A 21,529-nucleotide genomic window follows, 5' to 3' on the forward strand; every position below is an offset into this window, starting at 1 on the left:
TCGTGCCCGTCCAACTCCAAGCCGTCATGGCCGGGCTTGTCCCGGCCATCCACGTCGGCCGGCGATCGTGGATGGACGTGGATGCCCGGGACACGGGCATGACGAGTATTTCCTTGGCAGGCAGGATCGTCCAACCATCAGCGTACGACGGCGCGAGCTGTACCTCAGGCCCCACGGAAGATCGAATAGCCCCAGGGAGTGAATTTGAGCGGCAGATGAAAGTGCTCCTCGACCTTGTCGATCGCGAAGCGAAACGGCACTGTGGTGAGGAATTTCGTCTGAGCGCCAGTCCCGAAGAACTCGCCGACATGAAACAGCACCTCATACTCGCCGGCGGTCACGCCGTCGCCCTCGACGACCGGCGCCTGCAGAGTGCCATCGGCGCCGAGCTGTCCCTCCGCGAGCAGCGTGCGATCGGGCGTCACGCGCCAGATCGCGACGCGCAGGCCACGCGCGGGGCGCCCGTTCGCCACATCAACCGCATGAACCGAGATTCCACCGGCCATTTCGTGCTCCGCCATCAGGTTGTCGCGGCATGATAGCCGCGAAGCAAGCATCAACGCCAGCGCCGCCGCTGTGGCCTGCAGTCGCTGCGATGACCGCGCTGCAGGCCCTGGTGTCGCTGGCGCTGTTCGCGCCGGGCGTCGTGGCGCCGCGCGCTGGACTGAGCATCGAGCAACTGTCGCTGTTCTCCACCACAGCCTTCACCATCAGCCTCGTCTCCTCGTTCTGGGGCGGCACGCTGGTCCAGCGCGTCGGCTCGCTGCGCGTGGCGGCCCTGTGCGCGGTCGCCGTCTGCGCTGGCATGTCGCTGGCGCTGTTCGAGAGCGGATGGGCGCTGCTCGGGGCCGGGCTGATGCTCGGCCTTGCGGTCGGACCGGAGACACCGGCAAGCTCGGCGCTTCTCGGACGGCTCGTGCCGGCCGAGAAGCGCGCGATGGTGTTTTCGATCCGGCAGACCGGCAACCAGATCGGCGCCGTCGTCGGCTCGCTGCTGCTGCCGCCGATCGCCGTGCTGCTGGCGCCGAGCTCCGCCTATGCCGCCGTGATCGTCTGCGCCGCCATCGCCGTCGCCGGCTTCGAGCGTCTCAGACCGGCCTATGCCATGACGCCGCCAACCATGCCGCGGCTCGGCCTGTTCGATCGATTGCGACTGATCAGCGCCGACCGCCGCATGGCCGCGCTCGCCGTCGCCTCGATTCCGTTCAGTGGCATGCAGGTCATCCTCAATACCTGCTTCGTCAGCTTCGGCACGTCAGAGCTCGCGCTGAGCCATGTCGAGGCCGGCTGGGTGCTGGCGTCGGCGCAAGGCGCCGGCCTGATGGGACGGCTGGGCTGGGGCGTGGTCGCGACGCGCCTGCGCTCGGCGCGCGCCGTGCTGGTGATGGCGGGCGTGGGCATGGCCGTCTGCGCGATGCTGCTCGGTCTCTGCGGGCCACTGCTGAGCCGATCGATCCTGATCCTGCTCACGATCGTGTTCGGGCTGACGGCGAGCGGCTGGAACGGCGTGTTCATCGCCGAGGTCGCCAATCTCGCCAAGCCCGGACGCGTCGCCGAGGCGACAGGCGCAGTGCTCACCGCCTCGTTCCTGGGCCTTGTCGCCGCACCGCTGCTCGTCGCGCTGCTGACTCCCCGCGTGGGACTCGGCGGCAGCTTCGTCGCACTCGGATTGACGGCGGCCGCAGGCACAGCCGTACTGCTGATGGAGCGATCCCATGCGCGCAAGTGACATCGCACGCGCTGTCATGGCGCGGCAAAGCACCGCCAGAGAGATGGCCGAGCAGGCGCTGGCGCGGATCGCGGCGGCCCATGACCTCAACGCCGTCGTCACCACAGATCCGGCGCGAACGAGCGCCGAGGCCGTTGCCGTCGATGCGCGCGTGGCCGCCGGCGAAGCAATGCGGCTCGCCGGCGTGCCGATCGTGGTCAAGGACAACATCTGGGTCGAGGGCTGGCGCATCACGCAGGGCTCGCGGCTGTTTGCTGATTTCATCGCGCCCGAGGATGCGATCGCGATTGCGCGGTTGCGCCGCGCTGGCGCCGTGATCGTTGGCATCGGCGCAACTTCCGAGTTCGCCTGCAAGGGCGTGACGACCTCGCGGCTGTTCGGACCGACCGTTCATCCGCAGGACCGGCAGCTCACGCCCGGCGGCTCGTCGGGCGGTCCCGCCGTTGCGGTGGCGGCTGGGCTCGTGCCGCTCGCGATCGGCACCGATGCCGGGGGCTCGAGCCGCCGGCCGCCGGCCCATGTCGGCGTGGTCGGCTTCAAGCCGTCGTTCGGCGCCATTCCCTACGGCCCGGGATTCCCCGAGCCATTCTGGCGCATCTCGGTGATTGCGCCGATCGCGGCCGATGTCGGCGATGCCAGGCTTGCGTTCGAGATCATGGCCGGCGCCGACCCGCGCGATCCTGATACGTTCGATGTGGCCGCGGCGGATCATGCAACGCCGCCGCGCGTGGCGTTCTCGCCGCGGCTCGGGCTGGACGTCGCGGTCGATGACGACATCAGCGCTGGCCTGCGGCGGGCGGTCGACCGCCTCCGCGCCGGCGGCATGCCGATCGTCGACAAGGATCCCGTCTGGCCGGCCGGCCTTGCCGAGGACGCGGTGATGCCGCTCCAGCATGCCGGGCTGGCCGCGCTCTACGGCGATGCCTTCCACAATGATCCGGCGCAATTCGATCCAGATATCGCCAAGCAGATCGAGCGCGGGCTCGGCCTGAGCGGCGCCGACGTCGCGCGTGCGCTCGAGGCAAGCGCGCAGATCGCGCGGGCCTTCGCAAGCTTCTTCACACAGGCCGACGTGCTGCTGGCGCCGACCGTGCCCTGCGTCGCCTGGCCGTTCACGCAGCTCGGCCCGTCCGAGATCGGCGGCAAGCCGGCGAGCCCGCGCGCGCATGCGGTGTTCACGCCTTACGCCAATCACGCCGGCGTGCCGGCGATCTCGATCCCCTGCGGCGCCAACGTTCACGGGCTGCCATTCGGTCTGCAACTCATCGCGGCCCGCGGCCACGACCGCCTGCTGCTCGATGTCGCTGCCGACGCCGAGCGGATCCTTGCTCAGTCCTGATCGAACTTCTTCGCCAGCCGGGCCCGGGTGATGTGGCCGATCTGGTCGATGGCGTTGGCGATCTCGCTGTCCGGGTCGTTGCCGATGCGACGCTCCATCTCGGCGATGACCGAGGGGCGGTCGGCGTGCAGCGCCAGAGCGACGATCAGCGGCATGCCGAACTTGTCGCGATAGCGGCGGTTGATGTCGGCGACGCGCTCGAACTCGGCGCGCGACAGCGAGGTGAAGCCGAGCCGACCCTGCTCGCCGATCGAGTCGTTCGTCATCTCACCCGCCAGTGCCTCGCGGCCGGCGAGCTCCGGATGGGCGCGGATCAGCTTCAGCTTCTCGTCGCGGCTCATGGCGCGGACGACGTTCATGAGCGTCGTATGCAGCGCATCCGCGGCGTCGTCGAATGCGGACAGGCCGGCGCGATAGGCGCGGTCGGCAATCTCCGGGGAGTGCTCGAAGATGTCGCCATAGCGCTCCACGAACAGCACGCGCGACATCTGCGAGGGCCGCCACGCGCCGGCCGGCGGATGCGTCCGGATCCAGTGCCGCGCGATGTCGAGCCGGGTCGCGACCCAGACCTTGTCATGACCCGTGATGTAGTCGAGGAAGCGCGCCAGCGCGGCCGCGCGCCCGGGGCGGCCGACCAGCCGGCAGTGCAACCCGACCGACATCATGCGCGGGCTCTCCGCGCCCTCCGCGTAGAGCGTATCAAAACTGTCCTTCAGATAGGCGAAGAACTGGTCGCCGGAATTGAAGCCCTGCGGGGTGGCGAAGCGCATGTCGTTGGCATCGAGCGTATAGGGCACGATCAGTTGCGGGCCGTGCGGCCCTGCGATCCAGTACGGCAATTCGTCCGCATAAGAATCGGCGCTGTAGACGAAGCCCTGCTCGTTCAACACGATGTCGAGCGTGCGCTCCGACGTGCGGCCCTGGTAGAAGCCGAGCGGCCGCTCGCCCGTCAGCTCGGTATGGAGCCGGATAGCCTCCTCGATATCGGCGCGCTCGTCGACCTCGGGGACATCGCGGTAGTCGATCCATTTCAGGCCGTGGGAGGCGATCTCCCAGCCGGCTTCCTTCATCGCAGCAACAGCATCCGGATTGCGCGCCATCGCGCTCGCGATGGCGAACACCGTCACCGGCAGCTTGCGCGCGGTGAACATCCGCCACAGCCGCCAGAAGCCGGCGCGCGAGCCGAACTCGTAGATCGATTCCATGTTCATGTGGCGCTGGCCCGGCCACGGCTGGGCGCCCACGATCTCGGAGAGGAAGGCTTCGGAGGCAGCGTCACCGTGCAGGATGTTGTTCTCGCCGCCCTCCTCGTAGTTGATCACGAACTGCACCGCGATGCGGGCATCGCCGGGCCAGCGCGGATGCGGCGGCGTGCGGCCGTAGCCGACCATGTCGCGCGGATAGACGTCAGCACTCATCCGGATCAGCTCCCGCGATAGGTCTGGTAGCTCCAGGGCGTCGCGAGCAGCGGCACATGATAGTGCGCGCCGGCGTCGGCGACGGAAAAGCGGAGCGGGATCAAGTCCAGAAACAGCGGGTCTTCAGAGGCGAGGCCATGGGCCTTGAAATAAGCTCCCATATGGAAGGTCAGCATGTAGGTGCCGGTGGTGAAGTCATCGGCCGCCAGCACCGGCTGGTCGGTGCGCCCGTCGGCATTGCTCCGGACCTGCTTGACGCGGCGCCAGGAGCCGTCCGGCTCGAGGACATCGAGATCGATCGCGACGCCGGCCGCGGGCTTGCCCCTGACCGTATCCAGAATATGCGTGCTCAGCCGCCCCATGCATCGTTCCCTCTGCTGCCGGTTCGGAACACTATCAGCGCCAGGTTAAAGGTTCGAGGCGATTTGCAGTTCAGTCTCAGCCTACGGGCTGGTCACGTCGCGCTCCTTGCCGAAGCGCTCGACCAGGAAGTCGATGAACAGCCGCACCTTCACCGAGAGGTGCCGCGTCGGCGGATAGATCGCATACAGCGCGAGCGGCGGCGCGGCGTAATCGGCGAGGATCGCGGTCAGCGCGCCGCTCTCGAGCGCGTCCGCCGCAATGAAGCGCGGGATCAGCGCAATGCCCTGTCCCCTGATGGCGACGTCGCGCAGCACCTCGGCATTGTTGACGCACAACGACCACGCCGGCTGGACCCAGTGGTCGCCGTCGCGGCCGGTGAGCTTCCACTGATTGCCGGTCAGCAGGAAACCGTAGGTGAGAGAGGTGTGACGACGCAGCTCCTCCGGGCTGCCAGGCGTGCCGTGCCGCGCGAGATAGGCCGGCGCGGCGCAGATCACGCGCTCCACCGGCATGATCCGCCGCGCCACCAGGCTCGACGATTCCAGCTCGGCGATCCGCAAGGTCACATCGAAACCGTCCTGGACCGGATCGAGCAGGTCGTCGCTCAGCACGATCTGCAACTGCAGCTCGGGATAGCGGGCCATGAAATCGGCGACGACGGGACCGAGCCGCATGGTGCCGAACGACATCGGCGCGTTGACGCGCAAGAGCCCGCGCGGCGCGGCCTGCGACTGGCTGACGGCCTGATCGGCGGCGTCGAGCTCGGCGAGAATCGAGACTGCGCGCTCGAAATAGAGCTGTCCGGTCTCGGTCGGGCTGGCATGGCGGGTGGTACGGACGATCAGCTGGACGCCGAGGCTCGCCTCCAGCTCGCCGATATATTTCGAGATCGCCGAGCGCGACAGCCGCAACTGCCGGCCGGCCTCGGCGAAGCTGCCGCTCTCGACCACCTTCACGAAGGCCCGCAGGCTGCTCAGCTTGTCCATAGGCCCGCCATTGTCGCCAAATCGTAGACAGAGACGTCACAAGAGCACGGATTGTCTCCAAATCAAAGCCGGCCAATATTGTGCCCAGGAATTCAACGGTCCTTTCGGGGGCCCATCGACAGGAGACCCACATGCCCGGACTGCACCACGTGACTGCGATTGCCGGCGATCCGATCCGCAATTTCGGCTTCTACACCCGCGACCTCGGGCTGCGCTTCGTCAAGAAGACGGTCAATTTCGACGATCCCGGCACCTATCATTTCTACTACGGCGATGAGACCGGCCGCCCCGGCACCATCCTGACCTTCTTCCCCTGGGCCGGCGTGCGGCCGGGCCGCCGCGGCGTCGGCGAGACCCACCAGACCGCGTTCCGGGTGCCGCAGCGCTCCCTTGGCTACTGGACGCAGCGCCTGACCGAGAAGGGCATCGCCTATGAGGCGCTGGAGAAGCGCTTCGGTGAATCCGTGCTGCCGTTCGCCGATCCGGACGGCATGGCGCTCGCGCTGGTCGGTGTCCCCGGCGCGGAGAACGAGCCCGGCTACAGCAATGGCGACATTCCGGCCGAGCACGCGATCCGCGGCTTCCACGGCGTGACCCTGCTGCTCGACTCCGCCGAGAAGACCGCCGCCGTCCTCACCGATGTGTTCGGCTTTGCAGAGCAAGGCTGCGAAGGCTCGGTCATCCGCTTCAAGGCGCCGGGCGACGCGCAGGGCAGCGTGGTCGACATCTACGAGGCCAAGGGCTTCCTGCGCGGCGCGCAGGGCGCCGGGTCGGTGCATCACATCGCCTTCCGCGCCGCCGATGACGCCGCACAGGGCGTGATGGCGCAGCGGCTGGTCGATCGCCACGGCCTGCATCCGACCGAGCAGAAGGACCGCAACTACTTCCGCTCGATCTACTTCCGTGAGCCTGGCGGGGTGCTGTTCGAGATCGCGACCGATATCCCGGGCTTCGCGGTCGACGAGCCGGTCGCCGAGCTCGGACGAAACCTGAAGCTGCCCGCTTTCCTCGAATCGCACCGCAAGCAGATCGAAGGCGTGCTGCCCAACCTCGAAGAGGCCGCATCATGACCGTGGCATTGTCCTTCACCCACCGCTTCCAGCCCGGACACACGGCGGGAGCAGCTCCACTGCTGCTCCTGCACGGCACCGGCGGCGACGAGAACGATCTGCTGCCGCTCGGCGCCACGCTGTCGCCCGGCGCCGCCCTGCTGTCGCCGCGCGGCCAGGTGCTCGAGCATGGCATGCCGCGCTTCTTCCGCCGGCTTGCCGAGGGCGTGTTCGACGAGGACGACGTCCGCCGGCGCGCGCTGGAGCTCGGCGCCTTCGTCGGCGAGGCGCGTCAGCACTACGGGATCGGAGCGCCGGTCGCGGTCGGCTACTCCAACGGCGCCAACATCGCCGCCGCGCTGCTGCTGCTGCAGCCGGAAGCGCTGACCGGTGCAGTGCTGTTCCGCGCCATGGTGCCGCTGGCGCATCCTCCGGCCGCCACGCTCGCGCGCCGGCCGGTGCTGATGCTGTCGGGGCTCGCTGATCCGATCGTGCCCGCCAGCAATTCGGCGAAGCTGTGCACGCAGCTCACCGAGGCCGGCGCCGACGTGACCCACACGACGCTTCCGGCGGGGCACCAATTGTCGCAGGCGGATGTGACGTTGGCGCGCGACTGGCTCGCCGGACTGCCGCAGGCGATCGCCGCCTGAAGACGCTTGCGGCTGTCGCGGCTCCTGGCCAAGAATGTGGTCTCATCGGCACCAGCATCGGACCGCCCCTCCGGCGGCTCCGATGCTGGCGGATGGATGGGAAGGATCGTGCATGGCCGTCGACAAGCTGTTCATCAATGCGCGGCTCGACCATGGCGCGCGCCATGCGATCACGGTCGACGGCGGCCGCATCAGCGGTGTTCTCGCTGAGACCGAGCGCCCCGAGGCGTGCGAGGTGATTGATCTCGGCGGCGCGCTGCTCGTGCCAGGCTTGGTCGAGGGCCACATCCATCTCGACACCAGCTTCTACGGCGATGCCTGGAAGCCGCACAAGCCGTGCACCAACGGCTTCGACGTGCATGAGCGCGTCACGTTCCAGGCGCAGAACATGGCGGCGGCGGCGCCGATGGACGTGCGCGCCCGCAACCAGCTCGATCTCTGCATCGGCCACGGCACCACGCGGATGCGCAGCCATGTGATGGTCGACGGCTCCGTCGGCCTCACATCGCTGGAAACGATCCTGCGCGTCCGCGACGAGTATCGCGAGCTGATCGAGATCCAGCTCGTCGCCTTTCCGCAGAGCGGCATCCTCAAGAGCCCGGGCACGCCCGAGCTGCTCGACGAGGCCATCCGGCTCGGCGCCAACCTCGTCGGCGGGCTCGACCCCGCGAGCTTCGACCGCGACGTCGAGAGGCATCTCGACGTCGTGTTCGGCACAGCCCACAAGCACGGCGTCGATGTCGATATCCATCTGCACGATCCGGGCATGCTCGGCCTGTTCGAGCTGGAGCAGATCGCGGCGCGCACGCGCGCCCTCGGCATGCAAGGGCGCGTCGCGGTCAGCCACGCCTACGCGCTCGGCGACCTGCCTGCTGACCCGCTGAAGAAGATTGCCGACGTCCTGGCGGCGTCTGGCGTCGCCATCATGACCAACGCTCCGGGCGCGCGGCCCTTCCCGCCGGTGGCGGTGCTGCGCGCGGCGGGGGTCACCGTGTTCAGCGGCAACGACAACATCCGCGATTCCTGGTGGCCCTATGGCGACGGCGATCTGTTGAACCGCGCCATGATGGTCGGCTATCGCTCCGGCTTCTATGTCGATGACGAGTTGCGGATGGCCTTTGACCTCGTCACCGAGGCCGGCGCCAAGGCCTTGAGGCTTGCGGACTACGGCCTGCGCGTCGGCGCGCGGGCCGACTTCATCACCCTCGATGCCGAGCACGTGCCGGAGGCCGTCGTCGCCGTGCCAAAGGGCCGCTCAGTCTACAAGGACGGCCGCCTCATCGCGCGCGACGGCCGTGTGATCAGGCAGCCGACCTAGGCCCGCGTCGTTGTGCCGGCTCGACCGGTGCCTGTGAGCGCGGCGGCTCGGCGCGCGACACCGTCGCGGACTCGATCCAGCGCGTCACGGCCGACAATTGTCCGCCGGACTCGCGATAGGCCTGCAGCTGATAGTCGGCCGAGCTGCCGAACTGCATGATGATGCGGCAGTGCTCGACCTCGGCGAGACATCCAAGAGCCTCCGCATGCGGTGCGACATCCGCGATCATGCGGTTGAGGATCTCCTGGCCCGTCACGGGACCGTCCTCGGTCACGAACAGACAGTCGGTGCCATAGCGCTGCGCCCGCCACTTGTTCTCGACCGCGATAGCGCGCTCGACATTGCCGACGGTCTCCGCAAGATCGGGATTGAGATAGAGGTAGCGTGCCAAAGCGCGATAGAGCGAGGCAATCGCCACGGCGTCATCCATCGACGTGCAGACGTCGGGCGCACGCAACTCCAAGGTCGGATGCCGCAGCGACGGCCGCATCGCCCACCAGACATGGCTCTCGTCCGGCATCACGCCGGACTTCGTCAGCGCCGCGACATAGCGATCATATTGCTGCTTCGAGGTGAAAAGCTCGGGCAGGCCGCTGCGCGGCAGCTCGTCATAGGCGGCGAGCCGATAGCCCTTCAGGCCCGTCTCGCGCGAATTCCAGAACGGCGAGGACGCAGACAGCGCGACGAACACCGGGATGTGAGGGAGCATCGCCCGCATCACCGCGAAGCGCAGGTCCGGGTCCGGCAACTGGACATGCACGTGCATGCCGCATAGCATGTTGCGCTGGCCGACGATGCGGAGGTCCTCCATCATCTCCGCGTAGCGCGGCTTGGGGCTCGGCTGTGAGCTGCGCCACGTCGCGGTGGGATGCGTGGAGCAGGCCAGGATGGTCAGGCCATACTGACTCGCCACGCTGGCAACCTCGCGCCGCAGGAATTTCAGCTCCTCGCGCGCATCGCCGACATCGACATGCACGTTGGTGGCGACCTCGAGCTGCGCCTGCAGCATCTCGCGCATGGCCTGCCCGCCGGTCGACCAGTTGGCGGCCTCGAACAGATCGTCCGGCGTGCGGATCGCGACATCGCGCGTCTGCGCATCGACGAGAAAGTACTCCTCCTCGATGCCGAACGAATATTCCGTGACTTCCTCGCTGCCGGTGGCCGAGCGGATCACCAGACGACGCTCGTCATCGCTCAGGCCGAGCCGCAGCTTCTCCAAGATGCGTGGATCCAATCCCATGTGATCAATCCTGTCAGACGTCAAATGCCGTGAGTCTGAAGCCATGCCTCGAGCAGGGCCGCCTGCCACAGCCGCGAATGTCCCTTGGGGCTCATCTCGGTTTCGGGGTTTTGCAACATGTGGTCGATAAAGTCGCGCTGGTAGAGACCGCGTGCGCGCGCCTTCTCGTCGTTGAGCACGTCGCGGACATAGTCGAGAAACGGGCCGCGCAGATAGCGCAGCGACGGCACCGGAAAGTATCCCTTGGGACGGTCGATCACCTCCGCCGGCACGCAGCGGCGGGCCGCCTCCTTGAGAATGTGCTTGCCGCCGTTCTTCACCTTCAGCTCGGCGGGCATGCGCGCGGCGAGCTCCACCACGTCGTGATCGAGGAACGGCACGCGGGCCTCCAGCCCGAACGCCATCGTCATGTTGTCGACCCGCTTCACCGGGTCGTCGACCAGCATGATCTCGGTGTCGATCTGCAGCACCTTGTCCACCGCCGAGGCGCCAGCGTGAGCTGCGAAGAAGCGCTCCACGAATGCCAGGCTCTCGTCGTCTTCGCCGAGCAACTCCGGCGCCAGCAGCCGCTGCAGATCCGAATGCGTCCAGTCGAAATAGGCATTTTGATATTGCTGAACGGGATCGTTGGCCGAGAGAAAGCCCGGATACCAGCTGTACCCGCCGAACACCTCGTCCGCACCCTGCCCGCTCTGCACCACCTTGACACGCTTGGCGACCTCGGACGACAGGAGATAGAATGCGACCGCGTCGTGGCTGACCATCGGCTCGGACATGGCGGCGATGGCATGGGGCAAGGCGTCGAGCGCGCAGGTGCCGCCTATCCTGATCTGCTCGTGGTTGGTGCCGAACGTCCGTGCAATGATGTCGGAGTAGTGGAATTCATCGCCGGCGTGCTTGCCCACAGCGTCAAAGCCGATCGAGAAGGTGCGGATGTCCTCGTGGCCCAGCTTGGACAGCAGCGCGACCAGCAGCGACGAATCCAGCCCGCCCGACAACAGCACACCGACGGGCACGTCGGCGACGCGGCGACGGTCCACCGCCGATGTCATCGCGTCCAGCAATGCATCCGACCATTCTTCCTGACTCATGGCACGATCGGTGGAGCGCGACGCGCCGACGCTGAACTGCCAGTACCTTTCGCGGCGCTGCGTTCCATCGGGCTCGATCGTCAGCAACGTCGCCGGCTCGAGCTTCTTCACGCCATTGAGGATCGTACGCGGCGCCGGAACGGCGGCGTGAAAACTGAAGAAATGATGCAGCGCCGTTCGGTCGATCGAGGTGTCGACATCACCACCGGCGAGCAGCGCCGGCAGGGACGAGGCAAAGCGGAGGAAGCCCGGCCCCTCGGTGTAGTACAGCGGCTTGATGCCGAGACGGTCGCGCGCGATCACGACGCGTCCGCTGTCGCGCTCCCACAGCGCGAAGGCGAACATGCCCTTGAAGCGCTGAACGCAGGTCTTGCCCCAGGCATGATAGGCCTTGAGGATCACCTCGGTATCGCCGTCGGAGAAGAAGCGATAGCCCTTCGCCTGCAGCTCGGCGCGCAGCTCGCGGAAATTATAGATGCAACCATTGAACACGATGCCGAGGCCGAGCGCGGCATCGATCATCGGCTGCTGCGCGGCGGCTGATAGATCGAGAATGCTGAGACGACGGTGGCCCAGCGCGATTCCGCCCTGCACGTAGAGGCCAGCGGCGTCGGGACCGCGCGCCTGCATCGCATCGTTGACGCGGCCGAGCGCCGCGAGCGCGGGCTGTCCGGAAATCCTGACTTCACCACAAATGCCGCACATCGCGGATCATCCAGTTCCTGTTGTTCTTAGGTGCCGCCGACAACCCTCTGTCTTCGTTTGTGTTCCGCGGCGAAACCGGCAGAGTCTGCGTCAAATAGCGGAACGATTTCAGCGCGTCTGGACGCGCGCGCGACCAGCACGTGATCGGGCGGAACCTCGATCCAGTCCGGCTCCTTGTCAAAAGGCTCGGAGACGGCGATGACCTGATCACCATCTTCCCGGTAGTAAAGCGAGTTGGCGCGATCATTCGCAGCGAAGCGAAATGCGTAGAGATCGTGGCCGTTCGACAGGGCGGACGTGAAGCGCAGGTGCTCACGCAGACCGTCCTCGTTGACCAGCTGGCGGAGCGCGCGCAGCACGTTCGATGTCGCACCGATCGGGTCCTGATCGATGCCGGCGCCGACGATGGCGAGGAACACGGCTTCGGAATCGGTGGTGCCGAGCCGCGATGGATACAGCGCGTCCGGAATCATTGCCTCGACCTTGCGGCGCAGCCTGTTCCAGCTACCGACGAAGCCGTTGTGCATGAACAGCCAGCGGCCGCAGGCAAACGGATGGCAGTTCTGACGGGTCACGGCCGTGCCGGTCGCTGCGCGCACATGCGCGAAGAACAGATGTGAATGCAGGTGTCGGCAGAGATAGCGGAGGTTCTCATCGGACCACGCCGGGCGTGTCTCGCGATACAGGCCGGGCTCAGGATGATCCCCATACCAACCCAGACCGAAGCCATCGCCATTTGTGCCTGCGGTGGATTCCAGCGCGCGGATGCTCTGCGTCACCAGGGAATGTTCCGGCTCGGTCACATAGTGCTCGAAGGCGGTCGTCTCACCGCGGTACGCGATCCAGCGGCACATCCTGCCCCTCCGGTTCAATCAATGGGCTCGCGGCACGCCTGCGCGTGTCACGTTCTTTCGGAGCAGGCGGAAACGCGTCAAAGCACCACTGGTTCCCGCGCACTCAGTTACGCACGGGACGTCGGCCTGTGGGAGCGCAGATCAACGAGTCAGCGCGCAGAGGCAACCTTCGTCAGCTCCTGCCGTTCCCATCCGCACGTCCGAGGGTCGCCTCTACTGGCTCGCGCTTTCGCGGCGTTGCGACAGGTGTTCGATCGTTGCGCGTTGTGCGTAGAGCTCAGGTCCTCGCCAATCGCCATGGCGACACCGACCGTCTCGCTGCACGTTCCTCACAGATGAAGCGACATCGTCGCACTCATGTTCACGCCTCGCCGCGCTCGCGCACCAGCCGGAGCCACGCCGCCGCGGCCGGCGAGAGATAGGCGCCACGACGCCAGGCCATCGCCAGCGTCCATTCGGTGCCGGGCTCGTCGAGCAGGACGAGACTGATCGGCACCTGCGTGCGCTGGGTCGCGATCATGCGCGGCAGAAAGGCAACCCCGAGACCGGCACCGGCGAGTTCGGCGATGAAATCGATCTGCGTGCTGCGCGCGGCCACGACCGGCTCGAAGCCGTTGCGGCGGCAGGCCTCGCGGAGGATACGGTTGAGCGCGAAGCCGGCCTCGAACAGCACGAACGGCGTGTCGCGCAGCTCGGCGAGCATGATCGTCTCGCGGCGGGCCAGCGGATGCTCGACGGAAACGAGCGCCATCAGCGGCTCGCGGCGCACGATCTGCGCGGCGAACTCATCGGCGATCGGCGGCAGCAGGCCGGCAAAATCGATGTCGCCTGCAGCCAGCAATTCGCTGAGCCGGTCGCTGCCGTGCTCCACCAGCCGGATCTCGATCTCCGGATGAAGCTGGCGGTAGAGCGCGAACAATGGCGCGAACAGCGTGCTCGATCCGATCGGCGGCAGGCCGAGGCGCAGCACGCCGCGCTTCAGGCCGCGCAGCTCGGCGAGCTCCGCCTGCAGATCATCGCGCTCCGTCAGCAGCCGGATCGCACGGCGATAGACGATCTCGCCAGCCGCTGTCATGCGGCTCTTGTGGCCGAGCCGGTCCAAGAGCGGCAATCCGAGCTCGTCCTCAAGCTGCTTGACGGCCTTGCTCACGGTCGACTGGGTCGCAAACACCACCTTGGCGGCCTGGGAGAAGCCGCCTTGCCGGACGACCTCGACGAAGGTCCTGAGGGTACGGAGTTCCATAATCGCCCCTTAGTATTCCATTTTGGACTTATTATCATTCAATCAATTCGCTTTCTACATGCTGCGATGCGACATACCTTGAAGGCGCAATCACTTCTCGGACGCGTCGCATGATGCATCGCAACATTTCCATTGGGGTCCATCGCCTGCTCCGCCGCAACCGACTGGTGCAGATCGGCCTGCTCGGCCTGTTCTGGGCTGTCGGCGAGGCGCTGGCCCGGACGACCGGCCTGCCATTGCCCGGCGGCATCATCGGAATGGCACTCGCGCTCGCCCTGTTCCTGGCCGGCGGGCTGAAGGTCGCCAGCATGAAGCGCGGCGCGAACTGGATGCTCGCCGAGATGCTGCTGTTCTTCGTGCCGGCGGTGCTGGCGCTGCTCGACCATCGCGAGCTGTTCGGCCTGCTTGGCCTGAAGATCTTTGCCTTGATCGTCGTCAGCACCACCGCCGTGATGTGCGTGACCGCGCTCACGATCGACCTCTGCTACCGTTGGACCGAGCGTCATGACCCTCGCCGCGCTGTGGCGTGAGCCGCTGATCCAGGCGGCTGTCTGGTCGCTCGCGACGATCCTGCTCTATGTGCTCGCCAAGCGCATGCACCGGCGCTGGCCGCGCTGGTGGCTGATGCCGCTCGCGGTGGCACCAGCACTGCTGATGATCGCAGCGCTCGCGCTCAACGTCTCCTATCGCGACTACATCCGCGGCACGCATTGGCTGGTGGCGCTGCTCGGCCCGGCCACCGTCGCCTTCGCCGTGCCGATCTACGAGCAGCGGGCGCTGATCCGCCGCCGCTGGCCGCTGCTGCTGGCCGGCATGGTCGCGGGGAGCCTCACCGCGGTGGCGACCAGTTGGGCACTGGCCTATGTCCTCGGCATCGATGGCGAGCTGCGTCTGAGCCTGTTGCCGCGCTCGATCAGCACGCCGTTCGCGATGGAAGTCTCCGGCGAGATCGGCGGCATCCCCGATCTCACCGCCGTGTTCGTCGTGCTTACCGGCATCATCGGAGCCGCGGTCGGCGACCTCGTGCTCGCGCGGCTGCCGCTGCGCTCGACGCTGGCCAAGGGCGCGCTGTTCGGCGTCGGCGCGCACGGCGCGGGCACCGCGCGCGCCAACCAGATCGGTCGCGAGGAGGGCGCGGTCGCCGGCCTCGTGATGGTGCTGGTCGGGCTGATGAACGTGGCGCTGGCGCCGCTCATCATTCAGTTCATGCGGTAGCGCGCTCAGCCCCGTGCGAGCGAGGCGATCCAGTTGCTGATCTCTGTCTGCCGCATCCCGTCATTCGCCACGTCCTGGTCGAGCCCCAGCCGCCACAGAATGTCGCGCCGGGCACGGTCGTGGTGCAGGATCGCGAGATCGGCGGCGTAACGCTCGAGCTCGGCCGGAGCGGCGAAGAAGCCCTCCTCGACCAGCGGCTGGCCGATGCGGCGGAGCACCCAGGCGACGTCCTGCAGGCTGAATTCGGGATGATACTGCACGCCCCAGAACCGGCCGCGGCCGCTGCGGATCTCCGCGGCCTGCACCTCGCTCATCGCGTTGCGTGCGGTGACCGTCGCATCCGGCGGCAGCCTGGTGACGATGTCGCTATGGATCGCCGGGGCATCGAACACGGCGCCCCGCGCCGCATGCATCGGATGATCGCGGCCCGCCTCCGTCAGCGCGATCTTGCGCGCGAAGCCGACCTCGCGGCCGGCCGGATTGAGCGACACCTCGCCGCCGGCCGCGACGCTGGCAAGCTGAAGTCCCCAGCATGAGCCGAACATCGGCACGCCCTGCGTGAAGACCGCGCGCACCAGCTCGATCTGACGCAGGGATTCCGGCTCGCGCTGATAGATATTGAGCGCCGATCCCGTGATGACGATGCCCTGATAGGCCTCGATCGGCTGCGGCAGGCGCGCATCGGCATCGGCGGGCGTGGCGATGTCGATCGCCGCGTCCGGCGCGAGTGCGCGCAGCACGGCCGCGTAGCTCTCCGACGGCGTCGCGCCTGCGACCTCGGCCCAGCGGCGCCGGCCGTCCAGCGAATTGCCTTCGAGCACGAGCAGTCTCAGCACTCGTCAAACCTCCGCCCGCCCGATCACGGATCCAACACGCCGCGCAGGAATCGCGCGCTCCGCTCATGCACCTCCGGCCGGTTCAGGATCGTATGGACGTCGGCATCGATCACCATCACCTCCGCCTTCGCATCGTCCTTGAGCGCGGCGGCGCAGGAGCCGGTGACGGCGCGATCCTTGTTCCAGGGATTGGCGGCCGAGAAATAGGGATCGCGCGCCGAAATCGCGTTCAGCACCGGCTCGGTCGGGCCGATGCCGAGCCCGGGCGCGGTGACGAAGTAGTTGTCCTCGCACGACCACGAATAGATCAGCCGCGCCGCCACGTCCTTGCCGGCGTAGCGGCCGACCGCCACCGCGCCCTCGCTGGTGCCCGCCAGCACGATCCGCAGCCGGTCGACCCAGCTCCAGTCGCGCGACGCCTTCAGCGCGTTCTCCAGCTCGGCCAGCCGCAAGGCGTGGACGTGCTCATAGGTCGCGACGTCGACCGGCGAGGTGTAGGTCAGCCGGTCGGGAATCGCGAGGCTGTCGGGCGCCACCGATGCCACTCCGAGCTCGTCGGCGAGCCAGGCCTGGAACTCCTTCACCGCCGGCGCGACGCCGCTCGACCCGTGCATCACGATCACGAGCGGCGCGATCCCGATCACGTCGGGCGCGTCCTCCGCACGGCCCTCCCAGCGCCGCCCGCCGGCGAGTGTCGCCGGCAACACCAGGTTGGCCCGGCTCCAGGTCAGCGCAAGATTGGCCGGCGACGGCTCCAGCACCGTCCCCCTGGTCTCGCCGGGCTTGTCGGCCGCGAGCGCGGCGGTCGCGCAGAGAAAGGCGGCGGCCATCGGCAGGACACGCGCCACGAACATGATCGATCCGTCCTTCTGCGAGGCGAGCACAGCGAGCCTGGCGCGCACCGTCCGTTTCAATCACGGCATCGGGCTGCGGACAAGCAAGGTGCGACGGACGGTGCATGCAGGGCACCCATGCGGCGATGCGATCAGTAGGCGCGCAGCCGCCGGCGCTGGGCACGCGGCGTCTCCATCGACCGGACGTGATGGCGCGGCGTGGCCGCAGCGCAGACCATCGCATTGAGCGCGCCGGCCGGCACGGCGGCGACCTCGCGCGCTCCTCCGCAGCCGCTGACGGCGCGTAGCCGCGGCACAACCGGCGACATGTCCCGCAAGGCCTCCCGGCGTACGCTCACATCGCTCCGGACCTCCACGGGAGAGAGCGCCAGCAGCGTCGCCCGCAAGCCGCGAAGGATGGCGGCCATTGCGCGCGACGGCTGCGCCCAGCGAAACGGCCGGGCCGAACGCTTGGCGCGGCCATCGGCGCGCTTGGCTCGCCCGGCTCCGCTGGCGCGACGGCCGCGCTGATTGGATGCTGATCCCTCGTCATCGACCTGCAACATCAGCCGGAACGGCTGTTCCGAGGGGCCGGCCGCGATCAACAACTTGCGCATGCGTCTCACCTTGATCTCGTGACGGCCAACCCGGCGGCCGCGTTCGTCGACACCATGGCGCAAGCGCGGTGACCGCAAGCTGTTGCCCGATGTCAGCGACATGTCAGCTCCGCCGCAGGCGGCATTGTCGCCGGATGGCGACGCGTCGCTCACAATCTCCCTCCCAGCCGCGCCATCACCAGATCCAGCACGTCGGCGTCGTCGAACGCCGCCGCGGTCAGCGCCGCGCCCGCCGCGATCAGCTCGTCGTGACCGAGATTGGTGCGCATGCCGACGGTGGCGATGCCGGCCGCCGTCGCCGCCGCGATGCCGGCGCGGGAATCCTCGAAGGCGACCGACCGTTCCGGCACGGCATCGATCGCGCGCAGGCCTTCCAGATAGGGCAGCGGGTGCGGCTTGCCGTGCGGCAGTTCGTCGCCGATGACCACGGCGCGAAATCGGTCCGCCAAGCCGAGCCCGTGCAGGATCAGTTCGGCATTGGCCCGCGGCGCGTTGGTGACGGCCACGATGGGTATCGCGGCCGCCGCGGCCCGATCGAGCAGCGCCGTCAGGCCCGGCAGCGGCTGCACCGCGCCGGCGGCGAGGCTGCGAAACACCTCCTCCTTCTGCGCCATGACCGCCGCGCGCCGCTCGGGCGGCTCATCGGGCAGAAATTGGGCGGAGATCGACAAATTGGATCGGCCGAGCAGTTCGCGTGCCGCCCGCGCGCGGTCGAACGCATGGCCATATGGCCCGAACACCGCGTTGAAGGCCTGCAGATGCAGCGCATCGGTATCAGCGAGCGTGCCGTCGATGTCGAACAGCAAAGCCCGCCCCCTTTTATTGATAACGCCTCGCATCAGCAAATTGACCTCAACTCATCCGGATGTTGACGCGATCTGATCCAACTCTCGACCAGACCAGCTGTCGTTATTCCTCAAACGGCGTGAAACCGCGACGGGGGAAATTGCGATGATCGGCCAGTTGAGCGCATTGCCTGTTTTGACATCGTCGAGGCTCGGAGCGGCCGCCGCGCTGGTCTCCGTCATCTGCATTGCCGCGCCCGGCGCCGCGCAGGCCGGCTCCGCCAACGGCGACATGGTCAACGGCCAGTACTGCAACGATCTCTGCAAGGCCTATATGGCCTGGTCCGACCGCATGCTGGCCGTCACCCAGCCGGCGTCCTATTCGCGGCCGCAGGTGCGGGTCGCGGTGCCGCAGAGCATGACGCCGAAGAAGATGGACAAGGCCGAGAAGCCGGACCGGATGGCGCAGCATGGGCCGAAGCCGCATCGGCCGGCGAACCTGAACTCCTTTGCGCAGCTGCCCTCCGGCACCCAGGCCGCGCAGTCTTCGATGGAGCCGCCGCCGAGCGACCTCGCCGCGTCCGACGCGCCGGCGACAGGTCGGCTGTTCGCGTCCGACCCGCTGCCCCACTCCGCCATCGCCGACATGCGGCGCGCGACCGACGCCGCCGGCCTGCGGCTGGTGTCGATGACCGAGCCCGGCATGGCGCCCGTCACGGTCGGCGAGGCCGGCGGCAGCCCGCGCTCGAAGATGCCCTCGATGTGGATCATGCTTGCCGCAGCGGCGCTGCTGGCCTATTTCGGCCATGGCTGGCTCAAGCGCCGCAACGGCGCGTCGCATCACCTCAACTGAGACGGCAGGAACCGCGACGTCAGGTCGGCCGCGCAACGCCGCGGGAACCATTCCGGGCAAATTGACCACCTGCCCTCGCCTGCGACCGGGGCTTCGGTTGAACTCGCAGCGCCGCGGCTCTATGCGTGGGCGATGAACATCGCCCTCACCGCCCCACCGCTGAGTTCCTGGCCGCGCCATCGCGCGGACCTCAAGCCTGCGCCGTTCCTGCCGATGAGCCGCAAGGAGATGGACGCGCTCGGCTGGGACGCGTGCGACATCGTGCTGGTGACCGGCGACGCCTATGTCGACCATCCTTCCTTCGGCATGGCGATCATCGGCCGGCTGCTCGAGGCCCAGGGCTTTCGCGTCGGCATCATCTCGCAGCCCGACTGGCACTCCGCCGAGCCGTTCAAGGCGCTCGGTAGGCCGCGCGTGTTCTTCGGCGTCACCGGCGGCAACATGGACTCCATGGTCAACCGCTACACGGCCGATCGCCGCATCCGCAGCGACGACGCCTATACGCCCAATGGCGAAGGCGGCAGGCGGCCGGACCGCTGCACGCTGGTCTATGCGCAGCGCTGCCGCGAGGCGTTCAAGGACGTGCCCGTCGTGCTCGGCGGCATCGAGGCGTCGCTGCGCCGCATCGCGCATTACGACTACTGGTCCGACAAGGTGCGCCGCTCGGTGCTGGCCGACGCCAAGGCCGACATCCTGATCTACGGCAATGCCGAGCGTGCGGTGATCGAGGTCGCGCATCGGATCGCCGGCGGCGAAGCGCCCAAGGACATCCAGTCGGTGCGCGGCACCGCGCTGTTCCGGAAAGTGCCCGAAGGCTTTGTCGAGCTGCATGCCGACGATCTCGACTCCGCCGACGAAGGCGCTGCGCGCGAGAAGGGCGACGTCGTGGTCCGGCTGCCGTCCTGCGAGCAGGTCGAGGCGGACAAGGAAGCCTATGCCCGCGCCTCGCGCGTGCTGCACCGGGAGAGCAATCCGGGCAATGCGCGTCCCCTGGTGCAGCGTCATGGCGACCGCGACCTCTGGCTCAACCCGCCGCCGATCCCGCTGACCATGGCGGAGATGGACAGCGTCTACGATCTGCCCTATGCCCGCGCGCCGCATCCGTCCTATGGCGACGCCAAGATCCCGGCCTGGGACATGATCAAGTTCTCGGTGACGATCATGCGCGGCTGCTTCGGCGGCTGCACCTTCTGCTCGATCACCGAGCACGAGGGCCGCATCATCCAGAGCCGCTCGGAAGGCTCGATCCTGCAGGAGATCGAGCGCATCCGCGACAAGACACCGGGCTTCACCGGCGTGATCTCCGACATCGGCGGCCCCACCGCCAACATGTACCGGATGGCGTGCAAGGACCCCAAGGTCGAGGCCGCCTGCCGCCGGCCATCCTGCGTGTTTCCGGAGATCTGCCCGAACCTCAACACCTCGCATGACGATCTCATCCGGCTCTATCGCAAGGTGCGCGAGGTCAAGGGCGTCAAGCGCGTGATGGTCGCCTCCGGCGTGCGCTACGACCTCGCGGTCGAGAGCCCGGCCTACATCAAGGAGCTGGTCACGCATCATGTCGGCGGCTACCTGAAGATCGCGCCGGAGCATACCGAGCGCGGCCCGCTCGACAAGATGATGAAGCCGGGCATCGGCAGCTATGACCGCTTCAAGCAGATGTTCGACGCCGCCGCCAAGGAGGCCGGCAAGAAGTACTACCTGATCCCGTATTTCATCGCCGCCCATCCCGGCACGTCAGACGAGGACATGATGAACCTCGCGCTGTGGCTCAAGCGCAACCGCTACCGCGCCGATCAGGTCCAGACCTTCCTGCCCTCGCCGATGGCGACCGCAACGGCGATGTACCACACCGGCGTCAACCCGCTGCGCGGCGTGCGTCACGGCGGCAGCGACAAGGTCGAGGCCATCAAGGGCCTGCGGCAGCGAAGGCTGCACAAGGCGTTCCTGCGCTATCACGACCCGGACAACTGGCCCGTGCTGCGCGATGCGCTACGCGCGATGGGCCGCGCCGATTTGATCGGCTCCCGCCCGGATCAGCTGGTGCCCGCGCATCAGCCGCCCGGCACCGGCAAGGCCGCTGTCACGCGGCGGCCTGTGCGACCCGAGCCGAGGCCGCAACGGTTCACGACCAAGGGCGTGAAGATCAGGAAGTAGTCTGGGTTGGCAACGGCTTCGGCCTCGTAGTAAGGCACGCAGCCCATTCCACCCTCCGCTGTCGTCCCGGACGAGCGCGCATCGCGCGCGAAGATCCGGGACCCATAACCACAGGGAGACGTGTTGGGCACGCTCTGAGCCACCAGCCTGCCTCATACGACCGCCTGTGGTTATGGGTCCCTGTGTCTGGAAAGTCTGCCATGATGATGGTGGGCGGGAAGCCGTTGGGTCCTTGGCGCTAGACGCCG

The 21,529-nt window shown here is 67.7% G+C and carries 21 protein-coding genes; 9 read left to right on the forward strand and 12 right to left on the reverse strand.

Translation table 11 applies throughout. From position 1 onward, the window contains the following. Positions 1 to 164 precede the first annotated feature (164 nt). Positions 165 to 506, reverse strand: a complete 342-nt coding sequence (uraH, locus tag ACQR1E_RS33280) for a hydroxyisourate hydrolase (protein WP_315713684.1) — start codon at positions 504 to 506, stop codon at positions 165 to 167. A gap of 29 nt (positions 507 to 535) precedes the next feature. Here uraH (ACQR1E_RS33280) and ACQR1E_RS33285 point away from each other — a divergent pair, with 29 nt between their 5' ends. Both ACQR1E_RS33285 and ACQR1E_RS33290 read left to right on the forward strand, forming a co-directional pair. Beyond that, entirely contained in the window at positions 536 to 1,729 is a 1,194-nt protein-coding gene (locus ACQR1E_RS33285) for an MFS transporter (RefSeq protein WP_315713683.1), read from the forward strand. Continuing rightward, positions 1,716 to 3,068 carry an amidase gene (locus ACQR1E_RS33290; protein WP_315713682.1) on the forward strand — a complete coding sequence of 451 codons (1,353 nt, stop codon included), beginning with the start codon at positions 1,716 to 1,718 and terminating at the stop codon, positions 3,066 to 3,068. The genes ACQR1E_RS33285 and ACQR1E_RS33290 overlap by 14 nt, the downstream gene beginning before the upstream one ends. On the opposite strand, the gene puuE is transcribed toward ACQR1E_RS33290, so the two are convergent. The 3 genes from puuE to ACQR1E_RS33305 all read right to left on the reverse strand — a co-directional run bounded on the left by puuE (position 3,059) and on the right by ACQR1E_RS33305 (position 5,835). Next, positions 3,059 to 4,486, reverse strand: a complete 1,428-nt coding sequence (puuE, locus tag ACQR1E_RS33295) for an allantoinase PuuE (RefSeq protein WP_315713681.1) — start codon at positions 4,484 to 4,486, stop codon at positions 3,059 to 3,061. The genes ACQR1E_RS33290 and puuE overlap by 10 nt on opposite strands. A 5-nt stretch (positions 4,487 to 4,491) precedes the next feature. Continuing rightward, a complete protein-coding gene (gene uraH, locus ACQR1E_RS33300; RefSeq protein ID WP_315713680.1) occupies positions 4,492 to 4,848 on the reverse strand; it encodes a hydroxyisourate hydrolase in 357 nt (118 codons plus the stop codon). A gap of 81 nt (positions 4,849 to 4,929) precedes the next feature. Next, on the reverse strand, positions 4,930 to 5,835 hold the full coding sequence (locus ACQR1E_RS33305; protein ID WP_315713679.1) for a LysR family transcriptional regulator: 906 nt from the start codon (positions 5,833 to 5,835) through the stop codon (positions 4,930 to 4,932). 131 nt (positions 5,836 to 5,966) lie between these two features. Between ACQR1E_RS33305 and ACQR1E_RS33310 the strand changes: the two genes are divergently transcribed. The 3 genes from ACQR1E_RS33310 to ACQR1E_RS33320 all read left to right on the forward strand — a co-directional run bounded on the left by ACQR1E_RS33310 (position 5,967) and on the right by ACQR1E_RS33320 (position 8,852). Next, on the forward strand, positions 5,967 to 6,905 hold the full coding sequence (locus ACQR1E_RS33310) for a ring-cleaving dioxygenase (RefSeq protein ID WP_315713678.1): 939 nt from the start codon (positions 5,967 to 5,969) through the stop codon (positions 6,903 to 6,905). Next, entirely contained in the window at positions 6,902 to 7,534 is a 633-nt protein-coding gene (locus tag ACQR1E_RS33315; protein WP_315713677.1) for an alpha/beta hydrolase, read from the forward strand. Before ACQR1E_RS33310 ends, ACQR1E_RS33315 begins: the two co-directional genes overlap by 4 nt. A gap of 112 nt (positions 7,535 to 7,646) precedes the next feature. Further along, entirely contained in the window at positions 7,647 to 8,852 is a 1,206-nt protein-coding gene (locus ACQR1E_RS33320) for an amidohydrolase family protein (RefSeq protein WP_315713676.1), read from the forward strand. Here the strand turns inward: ACQR1E_RS33320 and ACQR1E_RS33325 are convergent. The 4 genes from ACQR1E_RS33325 to ACQR1E_RS33340 form a co-directional block, all read right to left on the reverse strand. Then, on the reverse strand, positions 8,836 to 10,092 hold the full coding sequence (locus tag ACQR1E_RS33325; RefSeq protein ID WP_315825890.1) for a carboxylate-amine ligase: 1,257 nt from the start codon (positions 10,090 to 10,092) through the stop codon (positions 8,836 to 8,838). The genes ACQR1E_RS33320 and ACQR1E_RS33325 overlap by 17 nt on opposite strands. A gap of 20 nt (positions 10,093 to 10,112) precedes the next feature. Next, a complete protein-coding gene (locus tag ACQR1E_RS33330; protein WP_316169579.1) occupies positions 10,113 to 11,888 on the reverse strand; it encodes an N-acetylglutaminylglutamine amidotransferase in 1,776 nt (591 codons plus the stop codon). A gap of 26 nt (positions 11,889 to 11,914) precedes the next feature. Further along, positions 11,915 to 12,742, reverse strand: a complete 828-nt coding sequence (locus tag ACQR1E_RS33335; RefSeq protein ID WP_315752171.1) for a class II glutamine amidotransferase — start codon at positions 12,740 to 12,742, stop codon at positions 11,915 to 11,917. A 361-nt stretch (positions 12,743 to 13,103) separates the two neighbouring features. Continuing rightward, positions 13,104 to 13,985 (reverse strand): LysR family transcriptional regulator, encoded by an 882-nt coding sequence (locus ACQR1E_RS33340; protein ID WP_316172725.1) that lies wholly within the window; start codon positions 13,983 to 13,985, stop codon positions 13,104 to 13,106. A 110-nt stretch (positions 13,986 to 14,095) separates the two neighbouring features. Here ACQR1E_RS33340 and ACQR1E_RS33345 point away from each other — a divergent pair, with 110 nt between their 5' ends. Together ACQR1E_RS33345 and ACQR1E_RS33350 are read left to right on the forward strand one after the other, a co-directional pair. Beyond that, positions 14,096 to 14,515 (forward strand): CidA/LrgA family protein, encoded by a 420-nt coding sequence (locus ACQR1E_RS33345; RefSeq protein WP_316172726.1) that lies wholly within the window; start codon positions 14,096 to 14,098, stop codon positions 14,513 to 14,515. After that, positions 14,490 to 15,200: an LrgB family protein gene (locus ACQR1E_RS33350; protein WP_315825887.1), complete on the forward strand. Its 711-nt coding sequence runs from the start codon at positions 14,490 to 14,492 to the stop codon at positions 15,198 to 15,200. The genes ACQR1E_RS33345 and ACQR1E_RS33350 overlap by 26 nt, the downstream gene beginning before the upstream one ends. A 5-nt stretch (positions 15,201 to 15,205) precedes the next feature. Here the strand turns inward: ACQR1E_RS33350 and ACQR1E_RS33355 are convergent, their stop codons facing one another. From ACQR1E_RS33355 to ACQR1E_RS33370, 4 genes are all read right to left on the reverse strand, one after another. After that, positions 15,206 to 16,036, reverse strand: coding sequence for a type 1 glutamine amidotransferase (locus ACQR1E_RS33355; protein WP_434898073.1), 831 nt, complete (start codon positions 16,034 to 16,036; stop codon positions 15,206 to 15,208). Positions 16,037 to 16,059: 23 nt separating this feature from the next. Beyond that, on the reverse strand, positions 16,060 to 16,890 hold the full coding sequence (locus tag ACQR1E_RS33360; protein WP_316227079.1) for a hypothetical protein: 831 nt from the start codon (positions 16,888 to 16,890) through the stop codon (positions 16,060 to 16,062). Positions 16,891 to 17,021: 131 nt separating this feature from the next. Further along, positions 17,022 to 17,486 (reverse strand): hypothetical protein, encoded by a 465-nt coding sequence (locus tag ACQR1E_RS33365; protein ID WP_434898074.1) that lies wholly within the window; start codon positions 17,484 to 17,486, stop codon positions 17,022 to 17,024. A gap of 149 nt (positions 17,487 to 17,635) precedes the next feature. Continuing rightward, entirely contained in the window at positions 17,636 to 18,331 is a 696-nt protein-coding gene (locus tag ACQR1E_RS33370; RefSeq protein WP_434898075.1) for an HAD family hydrolase, read from the reverse strand. A gap of 106 nt (positions 18,332 to 18,437) precedes the next feature. On the opposite strand from ACQR1E_RS33370, the gene ACQR1E_RS33375 reads away from it, so the two are divergent. Together ACQR1E_RS33375 and ACQR1E_RS33380 are read left to right on the forward strand one after the other, a co-directional pair. Next, the gene (locus ACQR1E_RS33375; RefSeq protein WP_316172728.1) at positions 18,438 to 19,124 is read left to right on the forward strand and encodes a hypothetical protein; all 687 of its coding nucleotides are present in this window, start codon (positions 18,438 to 18,440) and stop codon (positions 19,122 to 19,124) included. 132 nt (positions 19,125 to 19,256) lie between these two features. Then, on the forward strand, positions 19,257 to 21,281 hold the full coding sequence (locus ACQR1E_RS33380; protein ID WP_434898076.1) for a YgiQ family radical SAM protein: 2,025 nt from the start codon (positions 19,257 to 19,259) through the stop codon (positions 21,279 to 21,281). The last annotated feature ends 248 nt before the right edge of the window (positions 21,282 to 21,529 follow it).

The sequence above is a fragment of the Bradyrhizobium sp. HKCCYLRH1030 genome (assembly GCF_051168395.1).
Taxonomy (GTDB): domain Bacteria; phylum Pseudomonadota; class Alphaproteobacteria; order Rhizobiales; family Xanthobacteraceae; genus Bradyrhizobium.

Bases quoted from the DNA above. Each gene is read 5' to 3' on its own strand.
- ACQR1E_RS33305 (WP_315713679.1), bottom strand. From the start codon at position 5,835: ATGGACAAGCTGAGCAGCCTGCGGGCCTTCGTGAAGGTGGTCGAGAGC.
- ACQR1E_RS33380 (WP_434898076.1), top strand. From the start codon at position 19,257: ATGAACATCGCCCTCACCGCCCCACCGCTGAGTTCCTGGCCGCGCCAT.
- uraH (WP_315713684.1), bottom strand. From the start codon at position 506: ATGGCCGGTGGAATCTCGGTTCATGCGGTTGATGTGGCGAACGGGCGC.
- puuE (WP_315713681.1), bottom strand. From the start codon at position 4,486: ATGAGTGCTGACGTCTATCCGCGCGACATGGTCGGCTACGGCCGCACG.
- ACQR1E_RS33340 (WP_316172725.1), bottom strand. From the start codon at position 13,985: ATGGAACTCCGTACCCTCAGGACCTTCGTCGAGGTCGTCCGGCAAGGC.
- ACQR1E_RS33335 (WP_315752171.1), bottom strand. From the start codon at position 12,742: ATGTGCCGCTGGATCGCGTACCGCGGTGAGACGACCGCCTTCGAGCAC.
- uraH (WP_315713680.1), bottom strand. From the start codon at position 4,848: ATGGGGCGGCTGAGCACGCATATTCTGGATACGGTCAGGGGCAAGCCC.
- ACQR1E_RS33350 (WP_315825887.1), top strand. From the start codon at position 14,490: ATGACCCTCGCCGCGCTGTGGCGTGAGCCGCTGATCCAGGCGGCTGTC.
- ACQR1E_RS33365 (WP_434898074.1), bottom strand. From the start codon at position 17,486: ATGCGCAAGTTGTTGATCGCGGCCGGCCCCTCGGAACAGCCGTTCCGG.
- ACQR1E_RS33315 (WP_315713677.1), top strand. From the start codon at position 6,902: ATGACCGTGGCATTGTCCTTCACCCACCGCTTCCAGCCCGGACACACG.
- ACQR1E_RS33375 (WP_316172728.1), top strand. From the start codon at position 18,438: ATGATCGGCCAGTTGAGCGCATTGCCTGTTTTGACATCGTCGAGGCTC.
- ACQR1E_RS33360 (WP_316227079.1), bottom strand. From the start codon at position 16,890: ATGTTCGTGGCGCGTGTCCTGCCGATGGCCGCCGCCTTTCTCTGCGCG.
- ACQR1E_RS33310 (WP_315713678.1), top strand. From the start codon at position 5,967: ATGCCCGGACTGCACCACGTGACTGCGATTGCCGGCGATCCGATCCGC.
- ACQR1E_RS33330 (WP_316169579.1), bottom strand. From the start codon at position 11,888: ATGTGCGGCATTTGTGGTGAAGTCAGGATTTCCGGACAGCCCGCGCTC.
- ACQR1E_RS33290 (WP_315713682.1), top strand. From the start codon at position 1,716: ATGCGCGCAAGTGACATCGCACGCGCTGTCATGGCGCGGCAAAGCACC.
- ACQR1E_RS33325 (WP_315825890.1), bottom strand. From the start codon at position 10,092: ATGGGATTGGATCCACGCATCTTGGAGAAGCTGCGGCTCGGCCTGAGC.
- ACQR1E_RS33285 (WP_315713683.1), top strand. From the start codon at position 536: ATGATAGCCGCGAAGCAAGCATCAACGCCAGCGCCGCCGCTGTGGCCT.
- ACQR1E_RS33345 (WP_316172726.1), top strand. From the start codon at position 14,096: ATGATGCATCGCAACATTTCCATTGGGGTCCATCGCCTGCTCCGCCGC.
- ACQR1E_RS33320 (WP_315713676.1), top strand. From the start codon at position 7,647: ATGGCCGTCGACAAGCTGTTCATCAATGCGCGGCTCGACCATGGCGCG.